Raw genomic sequence first — 26,182 nt, 5'->3', positions numbered from 1 at the left:
TTGATCTGCCTTTGACGCATTTACCTTTTCAGGAGGGAATAACTGATGGGAATCTCGAAGAGATGGAGGCTGCTGACGCATGTCCTGCTCATGCTGTGCGTCATGCTGGGAAATGTGGCCGTGGGAGGGGCGAATTCCTTCCCGCGCTACGAGTGGCAGCAGGTCGGCCCATTTGACGGCGGCGTGGTGCTCAGCGCCGAGGTGGACCAGACACTGCCGTCGGTCGTCTATGTCGGAACCGACGGAAACGGCGTCTATAAGAGCACCGATGGCGGCGCCACCTGGAACCCCGCCAGCCAGGGCATTGCCGGTCTTTCCGTCTATGCCGTCAAGATCGATCCCGGCAACCATTCCACGATCTATGCGGGGACCAATGGTGGGATCTTCCGCAGCGGCGACGCCGGAACCACGTGGCGCAGCGTCTCGACCGGCATAAACAGCCAGTTCGTCTTCTCCCTCTCAATACGCGGCGGCAGCATCTTTGCGGCTACCGGGAACGGCGCTTACCGGAGCAGCAACGCCGGTGAAACCTGGCTCCCCTTCACCGGGCTTGCAGAAAAGGTTGTCCAGTCCATAGCCCCTGCCGATGATTCCCTCCTCTATGCCGCAACTACGAATGGCCTCTTCAGGAGCAGCGACGGAGGAAACAACTGGAGCCAGGTCACAGGTCTTCCGGCTTCCAATATTCAGGCCGTTGCCGTAAACCCCTCGAATCCGCTGATCGCATATCTTGGGACATGGGGAGGAGGAGTTGTAAAAACCTACGACGGCGGCGTAACCTGGGCTTCCGCAAATTCCGGCATCAACGACCCATACATACGCACCTTGGCAATCAACCCGCTCCTGCCCGACACTGTCTACGCCGGAACCTACAGCGGCATTTTCAGGACCACCACCGGCGGTAACAACTGGACCATCCCAAGCACCTTGTTTCGGAATATCCCCGTCTACGGCATTGCAGTTGCGCCCGTATCCCCGGCCACCCTCTACCTGGGGACCAGCAGCGGCGTGTACAAGAGCACCGACAACGGGGCCAACTGGTCAAAGAAGAACACCGGCATTTCCAGTGTCAGTGCGCGTAGCCTGGCGATAGACCCCGTATCCCCATCTACCATCTACGCCGGAGCAAATAGCGGCGTCTTCAAAAGCACCACTCGCGGGACCCTCTGGAACTCGGCCAATACGGGATTGGGAAGCCTCAACATCAGGAAGCTCGCCATCAACCCGACTTCTCCGGCAACGGTCTACGCCGCCACCGATGCGGGGATATTCCGCAGCCTCGACCGTGGAGCCACCTGGGCCGCCTCGAACAGCGGCCTCACCAGCCTTGATATTTCCACCATCGCCACCCATCCGAGCATCGGCTCGATCATGTATGCAGGCACGAGAAACGGACTGTTCAAAAGCACAGACGGCGGAATTACCTGGAACGCAAGCAGCACCGGGCTCAGCCCGTTGAAAGTCAGCGCTCTCGCCGTAGACCCTGATACGCCCGAGATTCTGTATGCCGCTGTCGAGGGAGGAGCAATTTTTAAGAGCACCGACAGTGGTGCCACCTGGAACTCCGGCAGTACAGGAATCACCGATCCCTTCATCAACACCCTTGCTGCTAGCGCCGGCATCGTCGTTGCGGGAACGAACGGGGGTCTGTTTCGCAGCACTGACGGCGGCGTCACCTGGAACCGTGCCACCAGCATCGACAACCCCTATGTTTATTCGCTGATGTTCGACAGAACATCGCCTGCATCTCTTTATGCAGGCACCGACGGCGGCGTTTTCCGCAGTGCCGACGGCGGTATTAGCTGGACGCCCATCAACGCTGGCCTTTCGGACCTGCGCGTCCGTTCCCTGGCCCTCGACACCACAACCCGCACCCTTTTCGCCGGCACCTTCGGGACCGGGGTGTTCCGCCTTCCCGCCATCGACGTTACTCTTTCGCCCGCCCCTTTCAGTTTCGGGAATGTGGCGGTTCATACCTCAAGCTCGCCGCAGCAGTTCGTCCTCTCCAACACCGCCGATTATACCGTCAGGGTAAACGGGATATCGCTCATCGGGCTCGACACCTCCATGTACCAGCTCTCCCTGGGAACATGCCCGAACCTCTCACCCGTGCTTCAGGGGGGAGAAAGCTGTACATTCACCGTTACCTACATACCCCGGGAACTGGGCATCAAGACCGCAAAGATACGAATCACATCCGACTCCCTCAACTACCCTATGATCGAAACCGATCTGACCGGCACCGGAGTTATTCAGGCTTACACCCTCTCGCTTACCTCCACCGGCACAGGCACCGGCACCGTAAACCTCTCCTCGGGGGATAGCTGCGCAGGCAACTGCAGCCAATCATTCCCTTCGGGAACCACCGTTACTCTTACCGCCCTGGCCGATGCGGATTCGGTGTTTTCAGGCTGGAGCGGATGCGACAGCATGAACGGCAATGTCTGCACCATCCTCATAAATGGGCCGAAGACTGCACAGGTAGCTTTCGAGGCCGTGCTACACATATCGCCGCTTTACCCGTGGGTATCAGCCGGGCTTGACGGCGTAGCAGCAAAGTGCATAACCGCCGACCCGACCAACCCTGCAATCATATATGCCGGAACCGCCAACGGTGTCCATAAGAGTACGAATGGCGGAAACAGCTGGAGCAGCAGCGGGCTTGCAGATTTTGCTATCCGCGCTCTTGCCGTAAACCCCCTGTCAACCTCCGAAATTTTTGCAGCTACTCCCTCGGGAGTATTCAGGAGCACCGATAATGGCGCCAACTGGACCGCCGTGAACATCGGCCTCGACAACCAGGATGTCTACGCACTGGCCATCGACCCGGTAACTCCTTCCACAATATACGCCGGCACCAACGGCGGCGCGTTCAAAAGCACCAGCAGCGGCGACGCCTGGATGGCTGTCAGCAGCGGCCTCGGCATCAGAATCCGCAGCCTCGCCATTGATCCAAAGATGCCGACAACCCTCTATGCAGGCGTCGCAGACGTTGCAAGCGGTGTGTACAAGAGCACCGACGGCGCCGCCACCTGGACACTCCGCCTCGCGGAGGGGAAATTCAGGGCGAACAGTGTGGTGGTAGATCCTGTCCTTTCTTCCAATATTTACGCCGGCGGCACATCGGAAAATCCGTCCGTTTCCGGCACGATTCATCGAAGCACCGATGGCGGCACAACCTGGACCGGCAGCTTCTCGCAGCCCGATACATGGGTCGGTTCCCTGGCCATAGACCCCACAACGCCTTCCGTCATCTATGCCGGCACAGGCAACGGAGCCCTTGTCAGCCACGACAGCGGAGCGACATGGGAGAATATCAATACCGGCCTATTGAACACTTCCGTCAACGCAGTGACTATCTCCCGCACCTCTCCGCCCACGGCGTACGCTGCAACCGAGGGAGGCATCTTCCGCGTAACTTACGCGCAGGTTTCGGTGACTCCTGAAAGCCGCAACTTCGGGAGAGTCGCAACCGGCAGGGTATCCACCTCTGAACGCTTCACTCTCGAAAACACCGGCACCGCCCCCCTGATCGTGAGCTCCATTACAGTTTCCGGCCCCGACAGCGAGGAATTCTCCCTGAGTGCAGACTCCTGTACCAGCCTTGCTCCGACCCTTCTCCCGGGGCAGAACTGCTCGGTACTCATTTCACTCAATGCCGCGACGGTAGGAGACAAGATCGCAACCCTGCGCATCAGCTCAAATGCTCCTGCTGCAGTTGTAAAGCTCGTACCCCTCTCCGGTAGTGCTTATGATCCGCCCCCTGTCGGCACGATTTCCATAAATGGCGGCGCCACCATAACCAACAGCACCAGCGTCACGCTCACCCTTTTTGCCCTCGACAACAGCGGCCCGGTCCCCGAGATGCGCTTCAGCAACAACAACTCCTACTGGTCTGCATGGGAACCCTACGCCACATCGAAATCATGGACGCTCACAACGGGTGACGACACCAAATACGTCTACGTGCAGTTCCGGGATTCGGCCGGAAACGTTTCCGATGGATTCTGGAGCAGCATTGTCCTCAACTCGCGGGCTCCCGTCACCACCATCACATCCATGCCCGTTCCCTGGTACACATCCCCCGCGGGTACTTTCAGCTTTATCGCCGACGAATCCGGCTCGACCTTCCAGTGCAGCATCAATGCCGGGGCCTTCCTTCCCTGCACCTCCCCCTTCGCTTTCAGCGGCCTTTCGGACGGCAGCCATACTTTTTCCGTCCGTGCCACCAACGCAGCGGGGATTACCGAAATCACCCCCGTCACCTACAGCTGGACGATCGACACCATCCGCCCCGATACCGCAATCACGTCCGGACCCCCGTCATTCTCTTATGCGGCACCGGCGACTTTCACCTTTACCGCCACGGAAGCCGGCTCCACCTTTGAATGCAGCATCGACAACGGCTCCTTCACCCCCTGTCCGAATCCGCACGTAATAGCCAGTCTGAAGGCAGGCTCCCACACCCTCTCCGTGCGAGCCCTCGACCGGGCAGGGAATGTTGACCCAACTCCGGAAAGCTACACCTGGACCGTCAGGTCACCGAACACCATGCTGACATCCACCCCCACCAACCCCTCCACTTTCTCGTCCGGGAGCTTTTCTTTCATATCCGACGCCTCGGGAGCAACATTCGAATGCAGCCTTGATTCGGGAGCCTTTGCTGCATGTACTTCCCCCTACACCTTCGACAACCTTTCCTCCGGCTCCCACACCTTCTCCGTCCGGGCTAAGGATAGCGCAGGCGGCTATGACCCCAATCCCCCCCGATTCTCCTGGGCCATAACCTCCGGGCCGGTGAAGGTAGTATACCCGGGAGGCAGCTCCAACTTCTTCCCTAACCTGGGAAGTGCAACCGCATCGGTTCCGGCCGGCACGTCTGCAGATATTTACGCGCAGGCCGCTGCTTTTTCCGAGAACCTGGTGATAGGCAACAATGCCACACTCTCCCTCACCGGTGGCTATGACACCACCTTCGGCAACGTAGTCGGCACCACCACCGTAAGCGGGTCTCTTACCGTAGCGGATGGAACTCTCGTTGCGGCAAATCTTGTAATCCAGTAGCCGATTCCGATAACGGCAAAGTAAAGGCCTCCAGGTGCAAGCCCGGAGGCCTTTACTTTCACGCCGAATGCTGTAAAATTCTCCCCATTAAAAAACCAGACACACAAGCGAGGGCTCGACATGAAATTTCATCTTCGCATAATGCTGACGCTCGTACTTCTTCCCCTCTGGAGCACAGTCGTTCTGGCCTCCGGGCTCGAAGATAAGGTACGTGAGCATACGCTGGCGAACGGCATGAAGATTCTCATGGTGGAACGGCACAATGCCCCCACCGTCGCCGCATGGATCAGGTTCAAGGTTGGAAGCGTCAACGAGCGTAGCGACGAACATGGCATGGCTCACCTCCTGGAGCACATGCTGTTCAAGGGGACCAAGACTCTCGGCACGAAGGACTGGGATGCCGAAAAGAAATTTTTGCCGCTGATCGAGGAAACCGCCCAAGCCCTCATGGCGGAGCGCCTCAAGCGGGAAAAGGCGGATACGGAAAAGATAGCCGCCCTTTCTGAGAAGCTGGCAAAACTCCAGGAAGAGGCGGACAAATATGTGGTGCCGGACGTATATTCTGAGCTCTACGCCAAGAACGGCGCAGTAGGATTCAATGCCTTCACCTCAAAGGACAACACAGCGTACATGGTGAATCTGCCGGCCAACAAGCTTGAATTGTGGGCTGCAGTGGAATCCGACAGGATGCAGAACGCCGTACTGCGCCAGTTCTACACTGAGCGGAACGTGGTAATGGAAGAACGCCGGCGCAGCTACGATGCGGAACCGGCCGGGAAGCTGTGGGAGAATTTCATGGCCGCGGCCTTCGTGATCCACCCCTACGGGCAACCCACCATCGGATGGATGTCGGAAATTGAAAATCTCTCCCTCACCCAGACCGAACGCTTTCTTCGGGCCTATTATGCGCCGGTCAATGCAGTAGTTGCCATTATCGGCGACATCGATCCGGAGCAGACCATTGCTCTGGTCGAAAAATATTTCGGCAAAATCCCCCCGGGAGTGCCCGTTCCTCCGGTAGCGGTGGAAGAGCCTCCGCAGGTGGGAGAGCGACGGACGGAGGTGATAGGAGACGCCGAGCCGGAGCTTTTCATAGGCTTCCACAAGCCGGCATGGCCCGCAACCGACGATTACGTGTTCGACGTTCTCGACATGCTTCTCACTCACGGCAAGACCTCGCGCCTCTACCAGAAGCTCGTGCTTGAAAAGCAGCTGGCAACCGAAGTCTCTTCAGCCGCGGTGCCGGGCACCATCTACCCGAACCTATTCATCATCAGCGCGACCCCGCGCAACCCGCATACTGCCCGGGAAGTTGAGGAAGCGATCTACGCCGAGCTTGAGCGGCTCAAGACCGAACCTGTCTCCGAGCGGGACCTGCAGCGAATCTTCAACAACCTTGAGGCTACCGAGATCAGGGCAATGGCCTCCAATGGCGGGCTCGCGTACCGCCTCACCAGCTTCGAAGCGACCACCGGCAGCTGGCGCAACTTCATCGAACGTCGAAAGCAGGTCGCCAAGGTTACCCCGCAGGAAGTCATGCGGGTCGCCCGCACCTATTTTACCGAAGAGAACCGGACTGTCGGCACCATCAAGAAGCGGGAGGAAACGAAATGAGAAGAGGTATCTTTCATATAGCGGCACTACTGACACTGGCGCTTATCTCCGGATGCGCCCATAATGGGCGAACTGGAGACCCGCGAGCCATGGCCTTCCCATCCCTGGAATTCCAGATACCGAAAGCTGAACGGGTAGTACTCGAAAACGGGCTTACAGTCTATCTGATGGAGGATCGGGAGCTTCCTCTCATCACCGTCACGGGATACATCGGAACCGGCAGCGCGTACGAACCTGCTGAAAAGACGGGTCTCGCAGGCATTACCGGGAACGTCCTCAGGACCGGCGGAGCCGAAGGACTGCCTCCTGAAAAAATAGACGACGAGCTCGAGTTCACGGCATCAGCTGTGGAATGCGCCATAGCCACCGACGCCGGAACCTGCACCATGAGTTCCCTCAAGAAGAATTTCGACCGCACCCTCGACATATACTCACAGCTTCTGATGAAGCCTGCCTTCCGTGACGACCGGTTCGAAGTGGCTCGCAAGCAGACGCTGGAATATCTGCGCCGGCAGAATGACGACCCGAAACAACTCGCCGACCGTGAACTGACAAAGGCGATATACCAGGGTAGCCCCCTCGGCAGAGTCCCCACCGTTGCCACCGTGAACGCAATCAACCGGCAGGACCTCCTGGACTTCCACAGCCGCTATTTCCGCCCAAACAACACCATCCTTGCCATAGCAGGCGATTTCGAGCGAAATGAAATGCTGGCAAAACTCACCAAAGCATTTTCGGGATGGCAGAAGCGGGACGTATCGCTTCCGCAGGTCGATCCTCCCCTGCCTATACGGCAGGAGATCCTCCTTGTGGAGAAGGGTGTCAACCAGTCGGTTATCAGGATGGGACATCTCGGTATCGAAAAGAGCAATCCCGACCTCTATGCGATCAGGGTCATGGACGCAATCCTTGGAAGCAACGGTTTCAACTCCAGGCTGATGGCGGAGATCCGCACCAACCAGGGACTCGCCTATAACGTGGGAAGCCACTTCGACATCGGGCGGCGCTTTGTTGGAACGTTCGAAGCAGAAACGGAAACCAAGGCGGGATCAACTACTAAAACTATCGGTCTGATGAAGGAGATCATCGATGGAATGAGAAGGGAGCCGGTCTCCGACCAGGAACTCAAGCTCGCAAAAGACTCGATCATCAACTCGTTCATATTCGGGTTTACCAGTACCGCCGCGGTAGTAAGCCAGCTGGCACGTCTCGAGTACTACGGCTATCCGCCGGGGTACCTCGAAAATTACCGTCAGCGTATAGCTGCCGTAACAAAAGAGGACGTGCAACGGGTGGCAAAGCAGTATCTTCACCCCGAGAAACTGGTTGTAGTGGTAGTCGGAAGCAGGGAGAAATTCGACCAGCCGCTCGGCACATTCGGCGAGGTCAGGGAGATCAAGCCAGACAGCGGGACACGGTAAAGAGCACCCGCGATTTCAGCAGGTGCCGCTTCCCTTGATCTGCATGCCCCTGCTTGTGTATGCTCGTGACATGGACCAGCCGCTTCCGCAGCTACCCATCACGGGCAGTGTCCGATTCCATCCAAATGGGACAGTTTGATGCAGATCGTCTCCGCAAGCCGCCGCACCGACATCCCTGCCTTTTACTCGCAGTGGCTCATGAACCGTCTTCGAGCGGGTTTCGCGAAGGTGCCGAATCCATTCAACCCTCGGCAGGTGAGCACCGTAATGCTCCGTCCAGAGATGGTCGCCTGCCTGATGCTTGTGACCAAGGACCCCCGCCCCATGATTGCCTGCCTGGATGAACTCGACCACCGCGGATACCGCTACTGTTTCCAGGTGACGATGACGGGCCTGCCCCGCATGTTCGAACCCAAAGTCCCGGGACCGGGAGCCATCACTCCCGCTATGCTTCACCTGGCCCGCCGGCTCGGTGCGGATCGGGTCATCTGGCGGTTCGACCCGATCCTCCTCTCCCCCTCCGTTACCCAGGCCAGAATCGTCAGTACGTTTGCCACTCTCGCAGAAAAGCTTGCAGGAAGCGTCACGACAGTGATCGTCAGCTTCGCCCGCAACTACCGCAGCGCTGGCAGGCGCCTTGCGAGAGCAGCCGCAGACGAACCTGTACATTTTCTGGCAGGGGACGCAACCGAAAAACGTGCGCTGGCCGAAGCCCTCGCTGCGGTGGCGGTCGAAAAAGGGATGAGGATTCAGTCCTGCGCCGAACCCGTTGATCTTACTTCTTATGGGATAAAACCGGGAAGTTGCATCGACGTCGACCTCATCAGGAGGCTCTTCGATATCGAACTTGCACCTGCGAAAGACCGCGGGCAACGCACCGACTGCCGCTGCGCCCGAAGTGTGGATCTCGGCATATATGGCACCTGCTCTCACGGCTGCCTTTACTGCTACGCCTCCTGCGACAGTCGGTTAACCGGAGGAGAAATGCACGATCCCACAGCTGATTCACTCCTCGGAATGATCGGCGAGCCTGAAGAGTCACAACCTTTCCTGCTCTGAAAAATTCCTGCCGATCGCCTGTCTTTATTGATGAAGGGAATCAACCCGCTGGCGTCGTCCGAACGATATGCCAGCCCGGAATCTCCCTATCCCTAAAAATCCACCCTGAACCCGATAAGCCCGTTATGGCTCCTGTAGCGAAGGCTGGTCTCACTCGTCGTCCCCCTTCCGAAACGGGCGGTATCCGTGCCGAAGTACCGGTATCCGATGTCAAGGGAGTACGGTTCGTTCAGGGCGATCTGAAAGCCTGCCCCCGCCTGATAGGCAAAGACAGTATCATCATCTTCCTCGTAGAGCAGGACCCTCTGGACAGATCCTCTCGTGTCCACACCGAACGTATCGCTCAGGCGCAAGGCTGAAAAGCCGATACCACCGCCGAGATACGGAGTGACGGCAGTCGCGTTGTGAATATCCAGAAAGCCGCTGAACATCATGGAAAGCGCACCTATGTCGCCGTCAGGGTTGCGAAAGCGAAAGCCTTCCGCATCGGTTACCGCTCCGATCTCCGAATGCCTGTACGAAAGCTCCCCGTCAAGGCGCAGATAACCGAAATCGTACCCTGCCATGCCGCCGATATACATACCGGGGTCCCACCTTACTCTATCCTCGAAAATCCGGTCGTCGGAAAAATCAATGGTGGTGACTTCGCTTTTTTCAGGCACCGAGGCGCCCAGAAACCCGCCTGCGTAAAATCCGGAACGGAGTGGCGATGCGATACCGGAAGAGGCGACGGATAGGAGCATAACCAAAGCCAAGAAAGACGCAACGTTCTTCATCACTCTCCTCCTGAATGCCCAAGAATGGAACTAAGGAAAGTGTACCCGCTTCGCGGCAAGGGTCAAACATCGGCAGCTTTACGGCAATTCTCGATTTGACACCGATCTATACAGCCGCTTGTTGCCACCAATGGAGTTGAAGATACACTTTACAAAGTTTCCACTTCGACAAGAGGAGCCGGTATGCTCGACGTGCTTGTAGCCGGAGGAGGAATAGCGGGGCTGAGCGCGGCCCTTATTCTGGGAAGGTGCCGACGAAGGGTCCTCGTTGTCGACTCCGGAAGACCAAGGAACTTGAAATCCTCGGAACTTCACGGGTTTCTTTCACGTGACGGAATCGATCCGCTGGAGTTGCGTTCAATTGGACGTCAGCAACTGGAACGCTATACGACCGTCTCATATCGCAGCGGCACGGTGGTGGATGCGGAAGATAACGACGAACAGTACCGCGTGACGCTCGATAGTGGAGAGCAATTCTCGACCCGGTACCTGCTCATCGCGACAGGGCTCATCGACCTGCTTCCGCCGGTTGCGGGGATCGAAGACTTCTATGGCCGCAGCGTGTTTCATTGCCCTTACTGCGACGGATGGGAGAGGCGGGACCAGCCGCTGGCGGCATATGGTGATGGCGCGAAGGGGGCAGAGTACGCCCTGGAGCTGACCGGGTGGAGCAGTGACATAGTTCTCTGCACCGATGGCGGGCCTCTCCCTCCACCGGAACAGCTATCACGGCTTGAGCGAAACGGAATCGGCCTCAGGAGCGAGCGGATTGCGCGTCTTTCGGGGGAGATGGGCAGACTGGAGGCGATAGAATTTGAAGGCGCTCCACCACTTCCTCGAAACGCACTCTTTTTCAGCCCCGGCCAGTTCCAGGCATCGCCGCTGGCGGAGAAGCTGCGATGCTCTGTTACGGAAGGGGTAGTGAACACCGCAAAATTCCAGCAGGTTCATTCACGCCTTTTTGTCGCAGGGGACGCCGCCCGCTCGGTGCAACTGGCAATCGTTGCAGCCGCAGAAGGGGTAGAAGCCGCATTTGCGATCAATACGGCTCTTCTCAAGGAAAATCTAAGGTAGCATGGGTTGTGAAGACTACCGTTTTTCGAGGCTTTCAGGGGGGACAGGAAAGATGCGCAAAAACGTCATCAGCCGGTTACCGTCACCACTTCCTCATATGTCGTGATTCCCTCCAGCATCTTCTTCACCGCCACCTGCCGCAGCGGCACCATCCCTTCGCCGAGAGCCACATCGAGAAGCGCTGCCGGGTCCACACTATCCGTAAGCCTCCCCCTCACCTGATCGGTCATGTCCATGACCTCAAATATCCCAGTTCTTCCGCGATAGCCGGTTCCGCGGCACTCTCCGCACCCTTCCCCATACCAGACAGCCTGCTTATGCTGCAGTTGCAGGTAAACTGCCTCCTCGTCACTTAGCAGACGTTGACGCTTGCAAGCCGGACAGATCCTTCGGAGAAGCCTCTGTGCCACAATGCCGATCACCGTTGACGAAATAAGAAAACCCGGAATCCCCAGATCCAGGAGCCTCGTAATTGAAGAAGGGGCATCGTTGGTATGGAGGGTCGAAAGCACCAGGTGCCCCGTCAACGCGGCCTGCACGGCATGTTCCGCGGTCTCTTTATCCCGTATCTCCCCCACCATGATGATATCGGGGTCCTGTCGCAGGATGTTGCGCAGTATGGTGCTGAAGGTCACTCCGATATGTGGCTGAACCCCCACCTGATTGAACTCCTCCATCACCATCTCGATAGGATCTTCGATCGTGACGATATTCACGTCGGGGGACGAAAGGGCTCTTAACGACGAGTAGAGGGTTGTCGTTTTACCGCTGCCGGTGGGACCGGTTACAAGAATTATCCCGTTCGGTTTTCGAATGAAGGAGTTGTACAATTGGTACTCCCGCGGGTAGAAACCGATCTGATCAAGGTCCTGCATGAGAACCTCCGGATCGAAGATCCTGACGACGAGCTTCTCTCCGAATGCCACCGGAAGGGTCGAAACACGCAGCTCTACCTCCTTACCCTGGTGTGAGGTCTTGATTCTTCCGTCCTGAGGCCTACGCTTCTCTGCCAGGTCCATGCGGGAGAGCATTTTCATCCGGGACAGGATAGCCGGATGAAGTTGCTTCGGTACCGTGTGGACATTGTGCAGCACCCCGTCGACCCTCAGCCGGATGAGTGACCTGTCCCGCTTCGGCTCGATGTGGATATCGCTGGCGCGTTGATCGAAGGCATAGGAAAGGAGGAACTCCACGGCGTTCACGATGTTTCTGTCGTTCCCCTCCGGTTCGTGCTCCCCCTTCATGGTCACGAACTGTTCAAGGTTCCCCAGGTCGGCACCGGGAACCACTTCCGACTGGGCAGCAATCACCGAAGCCCTGAACCCGAAAAATTCACGGACAATCTTCAGAATCGAACTGCGGGAGGTAAGGACCCGCCGCACCCTGATCTGCCTCGCGCTGCACAGATCTTCGATGATGTCGTCGTTGAAGGGATCGGCGACTGCTATGGTAATTTCCCCCCCCTCTTCAGCAATGGGAACGATGAGGTTCTTCAGCGCGAAGGGACGCGAGACATGGGACGTCACGATGCCGAGATCGAGCTTGAGCGGATCGATCTTCACAAACGCCAATCCCACCGCAGCGGCAACAGCCTCGGTTATCGCGTCTTCGGTGAGAATTTTCCCGCCCAAGCCGGGGATTTCCAGATTAAAAGAAGAAATCACTTCTGCAGGAGAAACGGCATCGGGCAGTTGCAGGCTTCGCCGGGCGTAACCAGCCGCCTGAGTATTTTGCAGACGGGCGGCCTGCGCCTCCCCCTTTACGAGGATGTGCTCGTACTGCTCCTGAGAAATCAGCCCACGCTTAAGGAGTATTTGTGAAACGTTTTTTACAGTCAGTCTCTTTTTGCCCGACATATCTCCCCCACCCCAGCCATCGTGAACGTGTCCCCCTGTCCACTTGACGGGCATCCGAAAGCCGCTATTCTTTATGTATGCTTTTTAATAATCATTTTACTTCGTTGCACAGACGAGACCACCAATACAACGAAAGGAGGAACGACATGAAGAAATTGACGCTGGTTCCCATGCTCCCGCTGCTGGCCTTATTCGCTCTGGTTCTGGCCTGCTCTACGGGGTGCCAAAAAAAATCGACCGAGGACAGAGCCACCGAAATCAGCGACCATCTAGCAAGGAACCTCGACCTGACGGATGTACAGCGCCGCAAGGTGGAAATCATCAAAAACGATATCCTCAACAAGCGTACTGAAATATTTAATCGGCAGATGGTTGATCAGCTGCAATACGAACTGACGACTCAGCTGCGCAGGGAAAAATTCGACCAGGCCGAGTTTGACGACTTCAAGGATAAGAACATCAAGCGTTACGACGAATTCCTGACCTTCTCGGGAGAAAAATTCGCCGAACTGCATTCGATTCTGAGCCCTCCGCAGCGTGACAAGCTGATACAGGACATCACGAAGAACAAGGAAAGGTGGTTCGGAGACAAGTAACGCCAACAAAGAGGCCGGCTCCCTTTAAGCCGGAGCCGGCCCATTCCCTTCTTCATCCCCCCGAGAATCAATCTCGTTTGGATTTCCCCTCTACCGACAGCAATTCAAGGAAAGCTTCAGTCTGATAGCCCGCCTCAAGAGCAAGACTCGCCAACCATGCAACATCCTCATGCCTGATGTTCAGGGAGGGGAGCCGTTTGATCGTACGGCGCGGCGGACGCAGCGACAGTACTGCTTCCGAAAGCATCAGCCAGAAGACCAACAGCTCGAAGCGCTCCTTGTTGAACCACTCTTTCCCGTCGCTCCAGTGGCGACCCAGGAATCTCCCCGCCGCGTCATCCTCGAACAACTCCTTCACGGTTTCCGCCGCAGTCGCGCGATCCCACCCTAGAAACAGCTCCTGCCTGGCCAGCACCGTTTCCAGGAGAAGGGCCGCGGCAGCGCCGTCAATGTCCTTAGTATCGTCGGTGACCCGAGCCCCATCGAAAGATCCTGCAAAGGCCGCAGCGAGTCCGAGTTCGTCAAACCAGCATGCAGCGGTCTTTGAATAGTCTTTGCTCCGGGCAAGCCGGCCGCTGCGGTGCATCATGAGAAACGCCGCAAGCAGCAGATGGTTCCGGCCAGGCTCGGCAGGCTGCGAGGGAGCCTTCATTCGGCGGGATTTCTCCTCCTTCTGGGGTGCCACGATCCGAGCTGAGGCAGCCATCTCAAGCAACGCTTCTTCCGCAAGCTGTTCCGCATCACCGCCACACATCGTCGTCTCATTGAGGGCGGAGTAAAAGTCGGTCAATGCTTCCCGGGCGGCTGCACGCTCAACCTCTTCCGGTGAAAGGAAGAAACTACTGCACCGCTGGAGGGCAGTTCCGAACCTATCGATGACCGAGCCGTAACGGATCCGTTTCACTTCCTCATCCAGGCTAATTACCGGGCGGCCTTCCAGGACATGACACATCCTTCCCCAGGTACCATATTCGTCGTCTATGATCTCCCTGAAATCGAGGAACGCATGAAACTCATAAGCTTCCAGCTCGACAAAGAGCCCCTTTTCACACAACTCGCGCCCTGCCCTTATGTACTCCATTCCGGAGGCATAATCGCGAAATCCGTAATAGTAGCGTCCGTCGGAGTTGAAGGAAAGTGCCTCGCCGAGAGACGTTTGCCGCAGCACTGTTTCTCCCGAATCGATCTTCTCGGCCCGGGCAGTGGATGTGCGGATCCACCCGGCAGTGGAAGCGAAGGTGTTATGGTAGATTATGATGCCTCGTTCATTTCCCGAACGATTTGAATAGGCGAAAACGTTTTCGTCAACATGATCGGCAGTGAAGAAATCATAGAAAATGAAGTTTTCAGAGCCGCTAAAGAGGTGCCGCCTGCGCATCAAGGGAAAGATCTTTGCCTCGTGCACGGCCACCAGGTGCTCATCCACCGGCTCGTTCCAGTAAGCACGGCGATACTCCATCCCATATTTTTCGTGGAATCCCTCGACCTGCCCATGCCCTATCATCGGCAGCCCCGGCATGGTCACGAGCAGAACAGCCGCCCCGATATATTTGCCTTCCTTCCCGAATTGCTCGATGGCAGTCCGCTCGTCGGGGTTGTTCATGAAGTTGACGAACCGTTTCAGGATCTCTGGATTGAACTCAAGGACGTTTTTGACGGTCTGGCGGTACTTTGCGTTCTCCTCCATCTTCAGCATATTCATGAAGGCACTGTTGTAAACGCGATGCATCCCCAGAGTCCGCACAAAATATCCTTCCATGAGCCAGAAGGCTTCGGCCAGCAGGAGCGTATCCGGAGCTTCCGCCGCGACACGGTCCACCACCTCCCGCCAGAACTCCACCGGAAAGGCGGCATCGAAGGCGTCACGACTCATGCCATGCTCCGCTCTGGAGGGAACGCCACTGCCGTGCCCCGGCTGGGGATACCAGAGCCGCTGGTAGTGCTTCTTTGCAAGAGTCATGGCCGCGTCAAACCTTATTATCGGAAACTGCCGGGCCACATGGAGGATCGTCTGTATCACCGCCTCACGCACCTGAGGAAGAAGATAGTTTAGTTGTGCCGTATCGTTCCAGGGGGTGCTCGTACCGTCGTTGCCATGATAGATGTAACGGGTGTGCCCCGACTGATTATCCACATGCTTGAAGACAACAGCAGCGTCACGTTTGTCCCAGTACCCGTCTTCGATTTGGAGACTTACCCGTCCGTCGAAGGAAAGATCGGGCCCTGTAAAGCGGTAGGCGGGGTAGGGAGGGTAGTCGAGTGAAACGAACCAGTCGGGATGCTCCACCGTCCAACGGGAGTATATACCGGTGTGATTGGGCACCATGTCGCTGGCAAGCCTGATGCCTCGCTGCCACGCACGCCCCTTCAGATTGTTGAGAGCTTCCTCCCCACCCAGGTCCGCAGCTATCATGTAGTCATAGAGGGAATAGGCCGAAGAGATGGCATCTGGATTCCCGCTCAACTGTTTTATCTTCTGTGATGCGGGAGAGCGCTCCCAGAGTCCGATAAGCCAGAGAGCCGTGAACCCCCAGCGCGCGAGTGTATCCAGTTCCTCGTCGGGGATCTGGTCGAGACGCTGGATGACTGTTCCGTACTTGAGGGAAAGCTGATCCAGCCAGACATAGACCATCTTTGCCATCATCACGACATCCGCCATCCAGTCAATGTCGGGCGAAAACCTCTCGTATTCCGGATATTCGTAGCCCGCTGCACCATGGGCACGCAGCTCTTCCCGGGATGGAAACTGGAGCACCTGCGGAAGCCCGGGACCGGACCACCACGCCCTCTCTTCCTCCTTAACGATGTCGAGTGCTACGGTTATCTCCTCAAGCATTTCAGGAGGGAGCATCTGCCGCCAGTGGAGACGTATGTAATCCATCTGTCCTGAGAGAGAATTGGGAGACGCTTTGACAGGAGCCCGGAGTAGCTGCGGAATGGGCATTTCAAAAGGAGCAACGGGTGGCGTGTTGGCAAGTTCCCGCTCCGTTCTCAACGTGAATGGCGCATATTCGGGCTGCAGCGTAACCAGCTCGTGGTCGGCAACAAGCTCCCGAACAGGATCGAGAGCGGGATTTTCGGCGGCTACCCGCAGCAGGAGCATTTCTCCAAGCAGAAGGTTCCTCCCCCGTCGATCGGGATCAGCGGAAAGAAAGTCATGTGCATCGCGTGTTTCCGTGGCTACCTCGACAGGAGGGAAAAACTTGCAGAAAGCCTCTATCACCAGACGAGCCGAATCCCCCTCCGGGTCGTATCCCGCACCTCGGATGGCTTTCTGCCACATCTCCGGATGTGCAGCTTCGAAATGATCTATGACATAGCGGTAAACCTTGCAGACCAGCCCGTACAGATGAAGTAGCCCCGGAGGCACCGGGTTCCCGCTTCGCTCCGGCAAGCGGTTTAGCCTCTCCACCAGACGTCGGACGAGAACTATACGGGGGAGTTTCAGGGCAGCATCAGCCACCAGGACCAGTTCCTGTAGCTGCAGCTTTCTCCAAAAATGTGCGGAAACCGGTGTATTGAAGGGGAACAACTGCTGGGCGAGCTGCGGTTTATTCATGTAGTTCGTCTCCCGGGGCATTGTAATGCATTGTAATTATCCTACCTTAATCCTGTTTTGCAACACTTTCCTCTCGGGCGCACACGATAGTCCCCCACAGAATCGGCATCACGTCGGACTCATGATTCGCCCTGGGAATAAGGACTTGACTAGAGGATGGTTGTACATTAGTCTTGAATCCTCTCAAATTTTTAATCAGTTTCCTCCAAGCCACTGCGGAGCAAATGGTGAATTTCTTCCGGTTCAGCCTGATAACCAAGCTCTCGATCTCGACGAGCCTGATGCTCCTGCTGTTCATGGCGCTCTTTTCGTACATAAGCCTCGAGGCGCTTGAAAAGCTAGTCCTTGAAGAGGCGGCCTCCGATGCGGACAAACTCACCGAGACCCTCATCAAAACGACCCACCATCAAATGCTTGAAAATGACCAGAAGCGGGTTTACCAGACGATCCGGGAGGTAGGAACGCAGAGCGGCATCGAGCAGATCAGAATGGTGAACAAGAACGGGATTATCATATATTCAACAAAGGCGAGCGAGATCGGCACATTTGTCGACAAGAGTGCGGAGGCATGCAATATGTGTCATGCCGGCTCGGTGCCTCTGACCCAAGTCCCGACCATGAGCCGTAGTCGAATGTTTCACGACCGAAACAACAAGCAGGTCATGGGGCTCGCCAAAGCCATCTATAACGAGAAGGCCTGCTACACGGCCCCCTGTCACTTCCATCCTCCCACGGCCCGCGTTCTTGGTGTCCTCGACGTGGTGGTGTCTCTCGACAACATGCGTGCGCTGCTCGATTCCTACCGGTACAAATTCAGCGCCATGACGGTATTCGTGACGCTGCTTGTATGGGGAAGCATCACCCTCTTCACTCAAACGTTAGTCAATCAGCCGGTAAAACATCTACTGCAACACACTAAACTTCTGTCCAGAGGGGAACTCAACGCCACTGTTCCCTATTTTTCAACCGACGAACTTGGCGAACTTGCAAAAGCCTTCAACTCAATGACGGTCAACCTGAAAAAAGCAAGAACCGAACTGGAAGAATGGGCAAAGAACCTGGAAGAGAAGGTCGAAGAGCGTACCAAGGAAATTCAGATGATGCAGAATCAACTGGTACGTTCCGAGAAACTTGCGTCACTGGGAGAATTGGTGGCCGGAATCGCTCACGAAATTAACAACCCGCTTACCGGAATCCTCATGTTTTCTTCGATGATCAACAACGACTCGAGGCTAGATCCTGTCATGAAGAACGATATGGCAATGATCGTCCGGGAAACGAAGCGGTGTGCAAAGATCGTCAAGGGACTGCTCGACTTCTCCCGGGAGACCCCTCCGCAGAAGCAGCTGTCATGCATAAATACCATAATGGACGAGACGCTGGCCCTTGTCACCAACCAGTCCAGCTTCCATGACATAATAATCACGAAGCGATACGATGAAAATATCCCCTCGGTGCTGGTAGATCCGCACCAGATCGAGCAGGTTTTCGTCAACATCCTCCTCAATGCAAGCCATGCAATGCCTTTTGGTGGTGACTTGACCATAACTTCAGGCACGGGTTCAGATGGAGTCTTTGTAGAAGTTATAGACAATGGCTGCGGTATCGCCCCGGACAACCTGGAGAAGATCTTCGATCCATTTTTCACAACAAAGGAAACGAAGGGGACAGGGCTCGGACTGTCAGTTTCTTACGGGATCATCGAGAGTCACGGGGGGAAGATCGAAGTTGAAAGCACGGTAGGAGCAGGAACGACCTTTACTATACGACTTCCGCTTGATGCGGAAGAAATTGCAGACAATGGTTCGGGAATGAATAACCAGTTGAAAGATTTCTGCAGCTGACGTCAATGCCCTCCCACCTGATTACGCACCGAAATTCCGAGTTTTTTGAGGAGCGCCTGAAAATTCGGGCGCAGCATGCCCGTTTCTTCCGCTGCCCTCGTGACATTCCAGTTGTTACGTTGCAGAGCATGGAGTACGAACGCCTTTTCAATAGGCTCTATAGCTCTTTCCCGGATATGCCGCTTGGTCTCCTTCAGCTCCTCAAGGCTCTGCGGAACGTACTCCGCCACCTGGCTCCTCTTTTCCTCGGCAGATTGCAATTCCAGATCATCCTTAAGAATAAGGTCACCCTCCGCCAGAACCACCGCGCGTTCTATCAGATTTTCCAGTTCCCGTACATTGCCTGGGAACTGGTACCCTTCCAGCAGGGCCATGGCGTCGGGAGCAATTCCGCGGATCTCTTTACCGAACTCCTCGGAAAACTTCTTGAGAAAGAATCCGATGAGCAGCGGCAGATCCCCCTTCCGTTCTCGCAGGGGCGGAAGGTCGATGGGAATAATGTTCAGGCGGAAAAACAGATCCTCCCGGAACGACCCTTCGGCCACCATCGACCGCAGGTTCCTGTTGGTAGCTCCGACAAGACGAATATCGATCGGGATTGGCTGAGTACCACCGATCGGAGTAACCTCCCGTTCCTGAAGGACACGTAGCAGTTTTGCCTGTGTTGTGAGACTGATGTTGGAAATCTCGTCGAGAAAGAGTGTTCCCCCGTCAGCGACTTTGAAGAGACCCGTCTTCGTCTGGATCGCTCCGGTGAAGGATCCTTTGATATGACCGAAAAGTTCGCTCTCCAGAAGGTTCTCAGCCAGAGATGAGCAGTCTACCGCTACGAATGGATTGTCTCGCCGCGGGCTGTTACGGTGAATTGCCCTTGCCACGAGCTCCTTTCCCGTCCCGCTCTCCCCGGTGATCAGAACGGTGCTGTCAGTGGGTGTAACCTGAAGGATACGCCGGTAGATCCGCTGCATCTCCCGACTCTCGCCGATAAACATGTCAAAGCCGTGGTGATCGCGCAGTTCCTTCCGCAGGTACATGCTGTCGATCAGTACTGCCTTCTGCTCAAGAGCCTTTGTCACTTTCTCTATGATCTGTTCCGGCGTGAACGGTTTCGCCACATAATCCACTGCGCCGCTTTTCATCGTCTCTACGGCCGTATCCACAGTGGAATAACCAGTTATGATGATCACAGGAACTTCCGGCTGAAGTATCTTGATGCTCTTCAAGACTTCCAAGCCGCTCATGCCGGGCATCTTCAAGTCAGTTATGACTAGGCTGAAGTCCTCATCCTGCATTCTCTCTATGGCGGGGCGTCCTGCACCGAACGTCTCTACGACAAAACCCTCTCCCTCCAGGATACGCCGAAGCCCCTCACGAATGATCGCCTCATCGTCCACAACCAGAATATTTTTTGTTTCCATCGTGCTCGCCCCTGTGCAACCAGTTGAAATCACACAAGCATTAGAAGATTAAGCGATGAATCACCATACATGAAATGAGCTTAATTACTTTAAAGAAAAAGAGTCTGGAAGTCAAGCGTCAACAGCTAGGGGTAGTAGATGGATAGATGGATGGTGCCGCAGCACCACTAGGAGGGAAAAATCGAGGGACAGGAGGATTTCAACGGCGCCTTCCCGCTCTTCTGGACAGGGTGCGGATGCCTCTGACCATTGTCTCTATGCTCGCCAGCCCCGGAAGAACCTGGAAGGCTATGATCATTCCGACCACAATCGCCCCCAAAAAGAGGTAAAACAGCTTCATGAGGAAACCGGACTTGAATGCAGCATCACCGGGGAGTATGCCGGCCAGCGCGAGCAGAAGGCCCGACACCAAAGATAATGTCACCCTCCCCTGAATTTTTCGAGGAAAAATTTTGATACGGAACTCCTCCCAACGATGCGCAACTGTACATTTACGAAGAAATCTGATGCTTCTTGAGTAGCGCGTACAGCCTCGACTGGGACAGGCCCGAGATACGGCATGCTTCGCCCATGTTCTCGTCGGCCAGCGACATCAAGTTATGCAAGTACTGCTTCTCTGCCTGCGAAAACACAGTCTCCCGATAGTCGTGAAGTTTCGGCAGGCTGACCAGATAATTGACACCTGTATCCTCGTCGATATGGATCTCGTGGACCAGCGAAGCCTGAGTTACCTGTATTCTTATGTAGGGGGGCAGGTGCTGAGGGAACAGTATCGGCTCGAAACGCGCGAGAATCACCGTCCGCTCAAGGGTATTGACCAGCTCCCGCACATTTCCCGGCCACGGGTATGAGCAGAGCGTCTCCAGAAACTCAGGGGAAAACCCTTTGGCGCTTAGGCTGTAATGCTCGCAGAACCTGTCCACGTGATACCTTGTTAGCTCCCTTATATCCTCCCGGCGTTCTCTCAGAGGCGGCAACTCGATAACGAACGCCTGAAGACGGAACAGCAAATCCCCCCGAAATTGCCCGTTCTCCACCATTTTTTCCAGGTTTCGGTTTGTTGCTGCTACCAGCCGAAAATCGCTGCTGACTTCCCTGCTGCTTCCCACCGGGCGGAACCGATGTTCCTGAAGGACACGCAAGAAGGCCTTTTGAAGAGACATAGGAAGTTCGCCCACCTCATCCAGAAAGAGCGTCCCGCCGTCCGCCTGACGTATAAGCCCTTCCTTAGCCTGGTCAGCACCTGTGAAAGCCCCTTTTTCGTGCCCGAACAGCAGACTCTCTATCAGGTTCTCCGGTAGAGCAGCGCAATCGACCGTCACAAAAGGGCCTCGCTCCCGGGAACTGTTGCGGTGCAAGGCACGAGCGAAAAGTTCCTTTCCCGACCCGGTCTCCCCCATTATGAGAACATTGGCCTCACTGCCGCTGGCCTGTGCCACTAGCTCCAGGCATTCGGTCAGTCTGGTACTGCTGCCAATTATCTCCTCCCGCCTCAGCACTACCACGTTGGTGCTCTCAGCCTGCTTCTGTTCCCGATACTGCAGTGCTCGTGAAAGTGGGAGGCTGATCTCCTTGAGGGATGATCCCTTCTCTATGTAGTCCCAGGCTCCGCTCTTTATTGCCAGCTCAGCACCATGGGCATCCCCGAACCCCGTGATAATTATAATTTCCGGGGCCGAAGGCGTACCCTTGAGCTGAGGCAGAGCTTCAAGACCGTTTCCATCCGGCATGCGCACATCGAGAAATATGACATCGAACGGCTCGTACCGAGAGAGCTCCAGCCCCTTTTTAAGGGTGTTTGCGCATAGTGCTTCATGCCCCATTCGTTTTACGACAAAGGAGAATGAACTGCATATTTCTTCATCATCATCGATTATGAGGATTCTCGCCATACTTCCCCCTCACCTCTTGCTGCTCATCCGGAACCCGCACCGGCAGCGCTCCCCAACTCTCCCGGTGCATCCAAAGCCCTTCTGACGATTCGTGCCAATTCAGACTGATCCAGGGGCTTAACCACAACCTCTCGAATACCAAGAGCCTTTTTTTCTTTCTTATTCACAAAACAGCTGGCCGGACCAAGACCTGTACATAAGATTACAGGCGTATCCGGACGAATCGTGAGAATTTCCTTGGTGAGTTCCGTTCCTGTCATGTTCGGCATGTTCTGATCTGTAAAAACGAGATCGAAACGATAAGGGTCCGCGCGGAACATTTTTAGAGCCTCGCGGCTGTCCCGCAGAACCTCGACCTCATAACCGAAGCGGGCCAGCATCTTCCCTCCGGCGTAGGCTACATCCTCCTCATCGTCTACAAAAAGAATCCTTTCGTTCCCTTTCATTGCAGGAAGCGGTGGCTCGCTTGCGGAAACTTCCCGTGAACTGTCGATGCGAGGCAAGTAAACATGGAAACGTGCGCCATGGCCTGGACTGCTATCGACTGTGATCGCGCCCCGGTGGTTCTTCACTATCCCGTGAATCACCGAAAGGCCCAAGCCAGTCCCGCCGCTTTTTTTCTTTGTAGTAAAGAAAGGATCGAAAATACGCTCCATCACCTCTGGGGTCATGCCATGTCCAGTATCCCCAACATCAAGCCGCATATATCGACCAGCCTGGAGGTCCTGGAATTCCGCGGCGGCGTCTGCATCGATATCCACATTAGATGCAGATATCTCCAGCAGCCCTCCTTTATCTCGCATGGCATAGGCTGCATTGGTACAGAGGTTGACGATTATCTGGTGGATCTGAGTGGGGTCTGCAAGTACGACTCCCAGGTTTTCGCCGAACATCTTCCGGATCTCGATTGAAGCAGGAAAAGATGCCCGCAACAGTTTCAGACACTCCTCCACTATCAGCTCCACCTGGACGGGCTGCTTCTCCTGCTCTCCTTGGCAGCTGATCGTCAGAATCTGCTTCACCAGGTTCCTGCCCCGGTACCCGGCCTTCAAAACAACGTCGAGCAATTCCCGCACGGGAGAATCGGGGGACACATCCTCTCTTGCCATCTCGGTACAGGTAATTATCGAAGCGAGGTTGTTGTTGAAATCATGCGCGATCCCCCCTGCAAGAGTAGCGATGGCTTCCATTTTCTGAGCAAGACGCAGTTGGCGCTCCAATTGTACCTCCCGCGTCACATCCCTGATTAACGCCGCATAGTTGCTGACTTTACCGGAACTGTCGGTAACGGCCCAAATAGTCGGGTCGATTTCATACTGAATGCCCTGTCTCCCCTGGTAGATGAAGTGCCCGACTCCATCGTGCCCTCGCGACAAGGTCTCCCATATAGCCTCGTAAAGTTCCCGATTCTGCTCCCCCTCATGGGGGTCATCGCTCACTCCCTGCTGCACATATCCGGTTATTCTTTCAGCCGCCGGATTTACGTACTGGATCGTGCCATCACTGTCAAACAGGATGATTCCCTCCATTGCCTGCTCGACGACGGAGGCCAGAAGCTTACGTTCCTTTTCAACTTTCTTGCGCTGCTCATTTCGGCGTAATGCATTTATCCCGTAAGAAAGGTTGTCAGCAAGCTCCTCCAGGAGCTTCATCTCCTCCCGGTCAAAAGCTCCAGGTTCACCTGAAAGTATGACGAGTGCACCGAAAACTCCCGTATCGTCCGTGAGAGGAAGCGATATTGCCGAAGCGTAGCCATACTTGAGGGCACGTTCCCGCCACGGCTCCCAACGAGGATCCGTCAGGATGTGCTGGGCAACACTGGGCATGCCGCTGCGGATTGCCAGTCCCGTAGGCCCACGCCCCGTTTCCGTATCTGACCACGTGACCCTCAGGGTGTCGAGATACCCTCCGTCATCACCCGACTGCGCCACCGGCAACACCGTCTTCTCGGGATTGCTCTGCGCCAAACCAACCCAAGAAAGCCGGTATCCGCCAACCTTCACAATTGTTTCACACACCCTGTTCATCAGTTCCAGTTCCTCGGTCGTCCTGATCAGGGTGTGATTGCATTCACTGAAGGCTTTCAGTGCTCTGTTCAGCCTTCGCAACGATTGTTGCCGACGGCGTATCGCCTCCTCGTTGTTCTTGATGATGAAGTGCAATCCCCAGGCGGTCACTATGATGAAGAGCCCGTTGTACAGGTCCTCCATCCTTCTGTATATGCTTGGCTCGTGCGACAGCATCGTGAAAAACTGGCTCGGAAGCACAACCCACAACACCCCGATGAGCGCGTAAAGAAGCGAAATGTTGAGTGGATTGAGCCTCCATTTGCAATCCCGCTCAATCATGATTACCCCGCCCGCGAACAGCCGCCTGCCCTAAGAACATGCCTTATCGTAAGTGTATCATCCTTCCAGTAAACCTCAGTGGCGCCCCATGAACTCTTGGAACTATATTATTAACAAATATTATTTGAAAATACATCCGCATATTTTTACATACACCTTCGCCGCAGGCGTAATCTTCATTGGTTTAGGGTATTTACACGTTCATACCGAGTCTTGCACACCCTTTTCTCCTGTATATCCCGTATAAAAAACTTATACAGACGAACAGACAGCCTGCAGGCGATAGCGCCTTTCTACACAAAAAAAATGATGAGTTTCAAATAGTTAATATAAAAATAATAAACATTTTTAATACTGGTACATATGGTGCATTTCCACTCGCAAAGGAAGTCCCTCTGCAGGTCACGAAGGAGGATCACCATGAAAACGACTATCAAGAACCTACCATTTGCCATCTTTACAGGATTCGCTTCTGCTGCTTATGCAGCCGGAGGAGCCGAGACGGAAGGATTTAGCCTGATTCTGGTGCTATTCATTGCCTTCGGTGCCCTAATAGTCGTGTTTCAGCTTTTCCCCGGCACCATGCTCTTCATGTCGATGATCAAGGGCCTTTTCTCTTCAGTGAAAGAAGAGGCTTCACCAACGGGAACCGAGAGCGATCGGACCTGACGATACACAGGGACTGCCACATTACGTACGCGAAGAGGAGCTGATCATGACGCAAGGACTTCTTATAGCGGATGAGGATCTGGATTCCCGGAAACAGATGGCGGACCTTTTCATAGAGGCCGGATACAACGTAACTGTAACCAACTCGGCAGCCAACGCGCTCCACGGAATCCTTAAAAAGACGGCCCAGGTGATTTTGATAAGCAGCGAGTTCGATGAAATTACGGCGACGGACCTCATACCGCTACTCAAAAAGTGCAATCGTGACGTGACCATCATTCTGGTTTCAAACGAAATGTCTCTACCTCTGATCCGCAAACTTCGCAAGGAAGGGATTTTCTACCACGCCCTCAAGCCAGTCAAACCGGAGGACAGAGAAGAAATCCGGCAGGCCGTGCAATGTGCGTTCAAGAGCCAGCGAGCTAGCTGAATAAAATGATGCGTAAGATTAAGCAGGAGGAAATCACATTCAAAAGGAGGCTGTCATGAAAGGGACTATGCTACTTCTCAACACGTTGCTGCTTTGGCTTCTGACCATTACCCCTGCATTTGCAGCATCAACAACCAAGGTTTACAACAGCGGCATCCTCGTTCTGGTTTTCCTCGGCTTCTGCGCACTGGTGGTAGTTGCTCAGCTGATACCCGCTCTCATCACGCTTTGGGGAATGATCAAAAGTGTCGTGACCGCTGAAGGCAAAAGTGAAGCAGCCAAGGCTGAAACAGGAAAATAAAGCTCTCGTTCAGAGACCATAAATAAAAAAAGAGAGGAGAACTATCATGTCAGAACTTTTTCAGTCAATCGGCGAAATCAAATCGGTGTACACACTTGTAGATTTCTACCAGTACATCAAAGGGGTCGAGTACCTGATCTGCGTCGCTTTTTTCTGCGGATTCCCGATTTTTTACCGCTACATCCACAAATCGGACAACAATGATTCCAGCCATTGACATGCTTTAACCCGATGATTCGGCACCGGCTTTCAATTGAATGG

The 26,182-nt window shown here is 55.3% G+C and carries 18 protein-coding genes; 11 read left to right on the top strand and 7 right to left on the bottom strand.

The genetic code is table 11. The annotated features are described in order from the left end of the window. Positions 1-45: 45 nt before the first annotated feature. From CFB04_RS17575 to CFB04_RS17560, 4 genes are all read left to right on the top strand, one after another. Positions 46-5,064, top strand: a complete 5,019-nt coding sequence (locus tag CFB04_RS17575; protein ID WP_088536611.1) for a choice-of-anchor D domain-containing protein — start codon at positions 46-48, stop codon at positions 5,062-5,064. Positions 5,065-5,184: 120 nt separating this feature from the next. After that, positions 5,185-6,678 carry a pitrilysin family protein gene (locus CFB04_RS17570; protein ID WP_088536610.1) on the top strand — a complete coding sequence of 498 codons (1,494 nt, stop codon included), beginning with the start codon at positions 5,185-5,187 and terminating at the stop codon, positions 6,676-6,678. Further along, positions 6,675-8,099 carry a pitrilysin family protein gene (locus CFB04_RS17565; protein ID WP_088536609.1) on the top strand — a complete coding sequence of 475 codons (1,425 nt, stop codon included), beginning with the start codon at positions 6,675-6,677 and terminating at the stop codon, positions 8,097-8,099. The genes CFB04_RS17570 and CFB04_RS17565 overlap by 4 nt, the downstream gene beginning before the upstream one ends. Before the next feature lie 138 nt (positions 8,100-8,237). Further along, a complete protein-coding gene (locus CFB04_RS17560; protein WP_088536608.1) occupies positions 8,238-9,158 on the top strand; it encodes a DUF1848 domain-containing protein in 921 nt (306 codons plus the stop codon). A gap of 92 nt (positions 9,159-9,250) precedes the next feature. Here CFB04_RS17560 and CFB04_RS17555 read toward each other — a convergent pair whose 3' ends face one another. After that, complete coding sequence (locus CFB04_RS17555; RefSeq protein ID WP_088536607.1) at positions 9,251-9,934, bottom strand: outer membrane protein; 684 nt, start codon at positions 9,932-9,934, stop codon at positions 9,251-9,253. A gap of 183 nt (positions 9,935-10,117) precedes the next feature. On the opposite strand from CFB04_RS17555, the gene CFB04_RS17550 reads away from it, so the two are divergent. Further along, entirely contained in the window at positions 10,118-11,008 is an 891-nt protein-coding gene (locus CFB04_RS17550) for an NAD(P)/FAD-dependent oxidoreductase (protein ID WP_088536606.1), read from the top strand. A gap of 68 nt (positions 11,009-11,076) precedes the next feature. On the opposite strand, the gene CFB04_RS17545 is transcribed toward CFB04_RS17550, so the two are convergent. Beyond that, on the bottom strand, positions 11,077-12,864 hold the full coding sequence (locus CFB04_RS17545; protein WP_088536605.1) for a GspE/PulE family protein: 1,788 nt from the start codon (positions 12,862-12,864) through the stop codon (positions 11,077-11,079). 146 nt (positions 12,865-13,010) lie between these two features. Here CFB04_RS17545 and CFB04_RS17540 point away from each other — a divergent pair, with 146 nt between their 5' ends. Then, positions 13,011-13,460, top strand: coding sequence for a Spy/CpxP family protein refolding chaperone (locus CFB04_RS17540; RefSeq protein ID WP_088536604.1), 450 nt, complete (start codon positions 13,011-13,013; stop codon positions 13,458-13,460). Between the two features lie 67 nt (positions 13,461-13,527). Here the strand turns inward: CFB04_RS17540 and CFB04_RS17535 are convergent, their stop codons facing one another. Next, on the bottom strand, positions 13,528-17,019 hold the full coding sequence (locus tag CFB04_RS17535) for an alpha-amylase family glycosyl hydrolase (protein WP_088536904.1): 3,492 nt from the start codon (positions 17,017-17,019) through the stop codon (positions 13,528-13,530). Between the two features lie 224 nt (positions 17,020-17,243). On the opposite strand from CFB04_RS17535, the gene CFB04_RS17530 reads away from it, so the two are divergent. Then, positions 17,244-18,863 (top strand): sensor histidine kinase, encoded by a 1,620-nt coding sequence (locus tag CFB04_RS17530; RefSeq protein WP_088536603.1) that lies wholly within the window; start codon positions 17,244-17,246, stop codon positions 18,861-18,863. 2 nt (positions 18,864-18,865) lie between these two features. Here CFB04_RS17530 and CFB04_RS17525 read toward each other — a convergent pair whose 3' ends face one another. The 4 genes from CFB04_RS17525 to CFB04_RS17510 all read right to left on the bottom strand — a co-directional run bounded on the left by CFB04_RS17525 (position 18,866) and on the right by CFB04_RS17510 (position 24,521). Continuing rightward, positions 18,866-20,281 (bottom strand): sigma-54 dependent transcriptional regulator, encoded by a 1,416-nt coding sequence (locus CFB04_RS17525; protein WP_088536602.1) that lies wholly within the window; start codon positions 20,279-20,281, stop codon positions 18,866-18,868. Between the two features lie 199 nt (positions 20,282-20,480). Further along, positions 20,481-20,705, bottom strand: a complete 225-nt coding sequence (locus tag CFB04_RS17520) for a hypothetical protein (RefSeq protein ID WP_157698828.1) — start codon at positions 20,703-20,705, stop codon at positions 20,481-20,483. A 67-nt stretch (positions 20,706-20,772) separates the two neighbouring features. Beyond that, positions 20,773-22,173, bottom strand: coding sequence for a sigma-54 dependent transcriptional regulator (locus CFB04_RS17515; protein ID WP_088536600.1), 1,401 nt, complete (start codon positions 22,171-22,173; stop codon positions 20,773-20,775). A 23-nt stretch (positions 22,174-22,196) separates the two neighbouring features. Continuing rightward, positions 22,197-24,521 (bottom strand): ATP-binding protein, encoded by a 2,325-nt coding sequence (locus tag CFB04_RS17510; RefSeq protein WP_088536599.1) that lies wholly within the window; start codon positions 24,519-24,521, stop codon positions 22,197-22,199. A gap of 420 nt (positions 24,522-24,941) precedes the next feature. Here CFB04_RS17510 and CFB04_RS17505 point away from each other — a divergent pair, with 420 nt between their 5' ends. Genes CFB04_RS17505 through CFB04_RS18160 form a run of 4 tightly spaced genes read left to right on the top strand, consistent with a single transcriptional unit; the run spans position 24,942 to position 26,138 of the window. Then, the gene (locus tag CFB04_RS17505) at positions 24,942-25,190 is read left to right on the top strand and encodes a hypothetical protein (protein WP_088536598.1); all 249 of its coding nucleotides are present in this window, start codon (positions 24,942-24,944) and stop codon (positions 25,188-25,190) included. A 46-nt stretch (positions 25,191-25,236) separates the two neighbouring features. Further along, complete coding sequence (locus tag CFB04_RS17500) at positions 25,237-25,620, top strand: response regulator (protein ID WP_088536597.1); 384 nt, start codon at positions 25,237-25,239, stop codon at positions 25,618-25,620. A 55-nt stretch (positions 25,621-25,675) separates the two neighbouring features. After that, complete coding sequence (locus tag CFB04_RS17495; protein ID WP_088536596.1) at positions 25,676-25,921, top strand: hypothetical protein; 246 nt, start codon at positions 25,676-25,678, stop codon at positions 25,919-25,921. 46 nt (positions 25,922-25,967) lie between these two features. Next, entirely contained in the window at positions 25,968-26,138 is a 171-nt protein-coding gene (locus CFB04_RS18160) for a hypothetical protein (protein ID WP_172825534.1), read from the top strand. The last annotated feature ends 44 nt before the right edge of the window (positions 26,139-26,182 follow it).

The organism is Geobacter sp. DSM 9736 (assembly GCF_900187405.1).
Taxonomy (GTDB): Bacteria; Desulfobacterota; Desulfuromonadia; order Geobacterales; family Geobacteraceae; genus DSM-9736.
This window is presented reverse-complemented; position numbering and strand designations above follow the sequence as displayed.

Excerpts from the sequence above, each read along its gene's own strand:
- CFB04_RS17575 (WP_088536611.1), top strand. The coding sequence starts at position 46 with ATGGGAATCTCGAAGAGATGGAGGCTGCTGACGCATGTCCTGCTCATG.
- CFB04_RS17570 (WP_088536610.1), top strand. The coding sequence starts at position 5,185 with ATGAAATTTCATCTTCGCATAATGCTGACGCTCGTACTTCTTCCCCTC.
- CFB04_RS17565 (WP_088536609.1), top strand. The coding sequence starts at position 6,675 with ATGAGAAGAGGTATCTTTCATATAGCGGCACTACTGACACTGGCGCTT.
- CFB04_RS17560 (WP_088536608.1), top strand. The coding sequence starts at position 8,238 with ATGCAGATCGTCTCCGCAAGCCGCCGCACCGACATCCCTGCCTTTTAC.
- CFB04_RS17555 (WP_088536607.1), bottom strand. The coding sequence starts at position 9,934 with ATGAAGAACGTTGCGTCTTTCTTGGCTTTGGTTATGCTCCTATCCGTC.
- CFB04_RS17550 (WP_088536606.1), top strand. The coding sequence starts at position 10,118 with ATGCTCGACGTGCTTGTAGCCGGAGGAGGAATAGCGGGGCTGAGCGCG.
- CFB04_RS17545 (WP_088536605.1), bottom strand. The coding sequence starts at position 12,864 with ATGTCGGGCAAAAAGAGACTGACTGTAAAAAACGTTTCACAAATACTC.
- CFB04_RS17540 (WP_088536604.1), top strand. The coding sequence starts at position 13,011 with ATGAAGAAATTGACGCTGGTTCCCATGCTCCCGCTGCTGGCCTTATTC.
- CFB04_RS17535 (WP_088536904.1), bottom strand. The coding sequence starts at position 17,019 with ATGAATAAACCGCAGCTCGCCCAGCAGTTGTTCCCCTTCAATACACCG.
- CFB04_RS17530 (WP_088536603.1), top strand. The coding sequence starts at position 17,244 with ATGGTGAATTTCTTCCGGTTCAGCCTGATAACCAAGCTCTCGATCTCG.
- CFB04_RS17525 (WP_088536602.1), bottom strand. The coding sequence starts at position 20,281 with ATGGAAACAAAAAATATTCTGGTTGTGGACGATGAGGCGATCATTCGT.
- CFB04_RS17515 (WP_088536600.1), bottom strand. The coding sequence starts at position 22,173 with ATGGCGAGAATCCTCATAATCGATGATGATGAAGAAATATGCAGTTCA.
- CFB04_RS17510 (WP_088536599.1), bottom strand. The coding sequence starts at position 24,521 with ATGATTGAGCGGGATTGCAAATGGAGGCTCAATCCACTCAACATTTCG.
- CFB04_RS17505 (WP_088536598.1), top strand. The coding sequence starts at position 24,942 with ATGAAAACGACTATCAAGAACCTACCATTTGCCATCTTTACAGGATTC.
- CFB04_RS17500 (WP_088536597.1), top strand. The coding sequence starts at position 25,237 with ATGACGCAAGGACTTCTTATAGCGGATGAGGATCTGGATTCCCGGAAA.
- CFB04_RS17495 (WP_088536596.1), top strand. The coding sequence starts at position 25,676 with ATGAAAGGGACTATGCTACTTCTCAACACGTTGCTGCTTTGGCTTCTG.
- CFB04_RS18160 (WP_172825534.1), top strand. The coding sequence starts at position 25,968 with ATGTCAGAACTTTTTCAGTCAATCGGCGAAATCAAATCGGTGTACACA.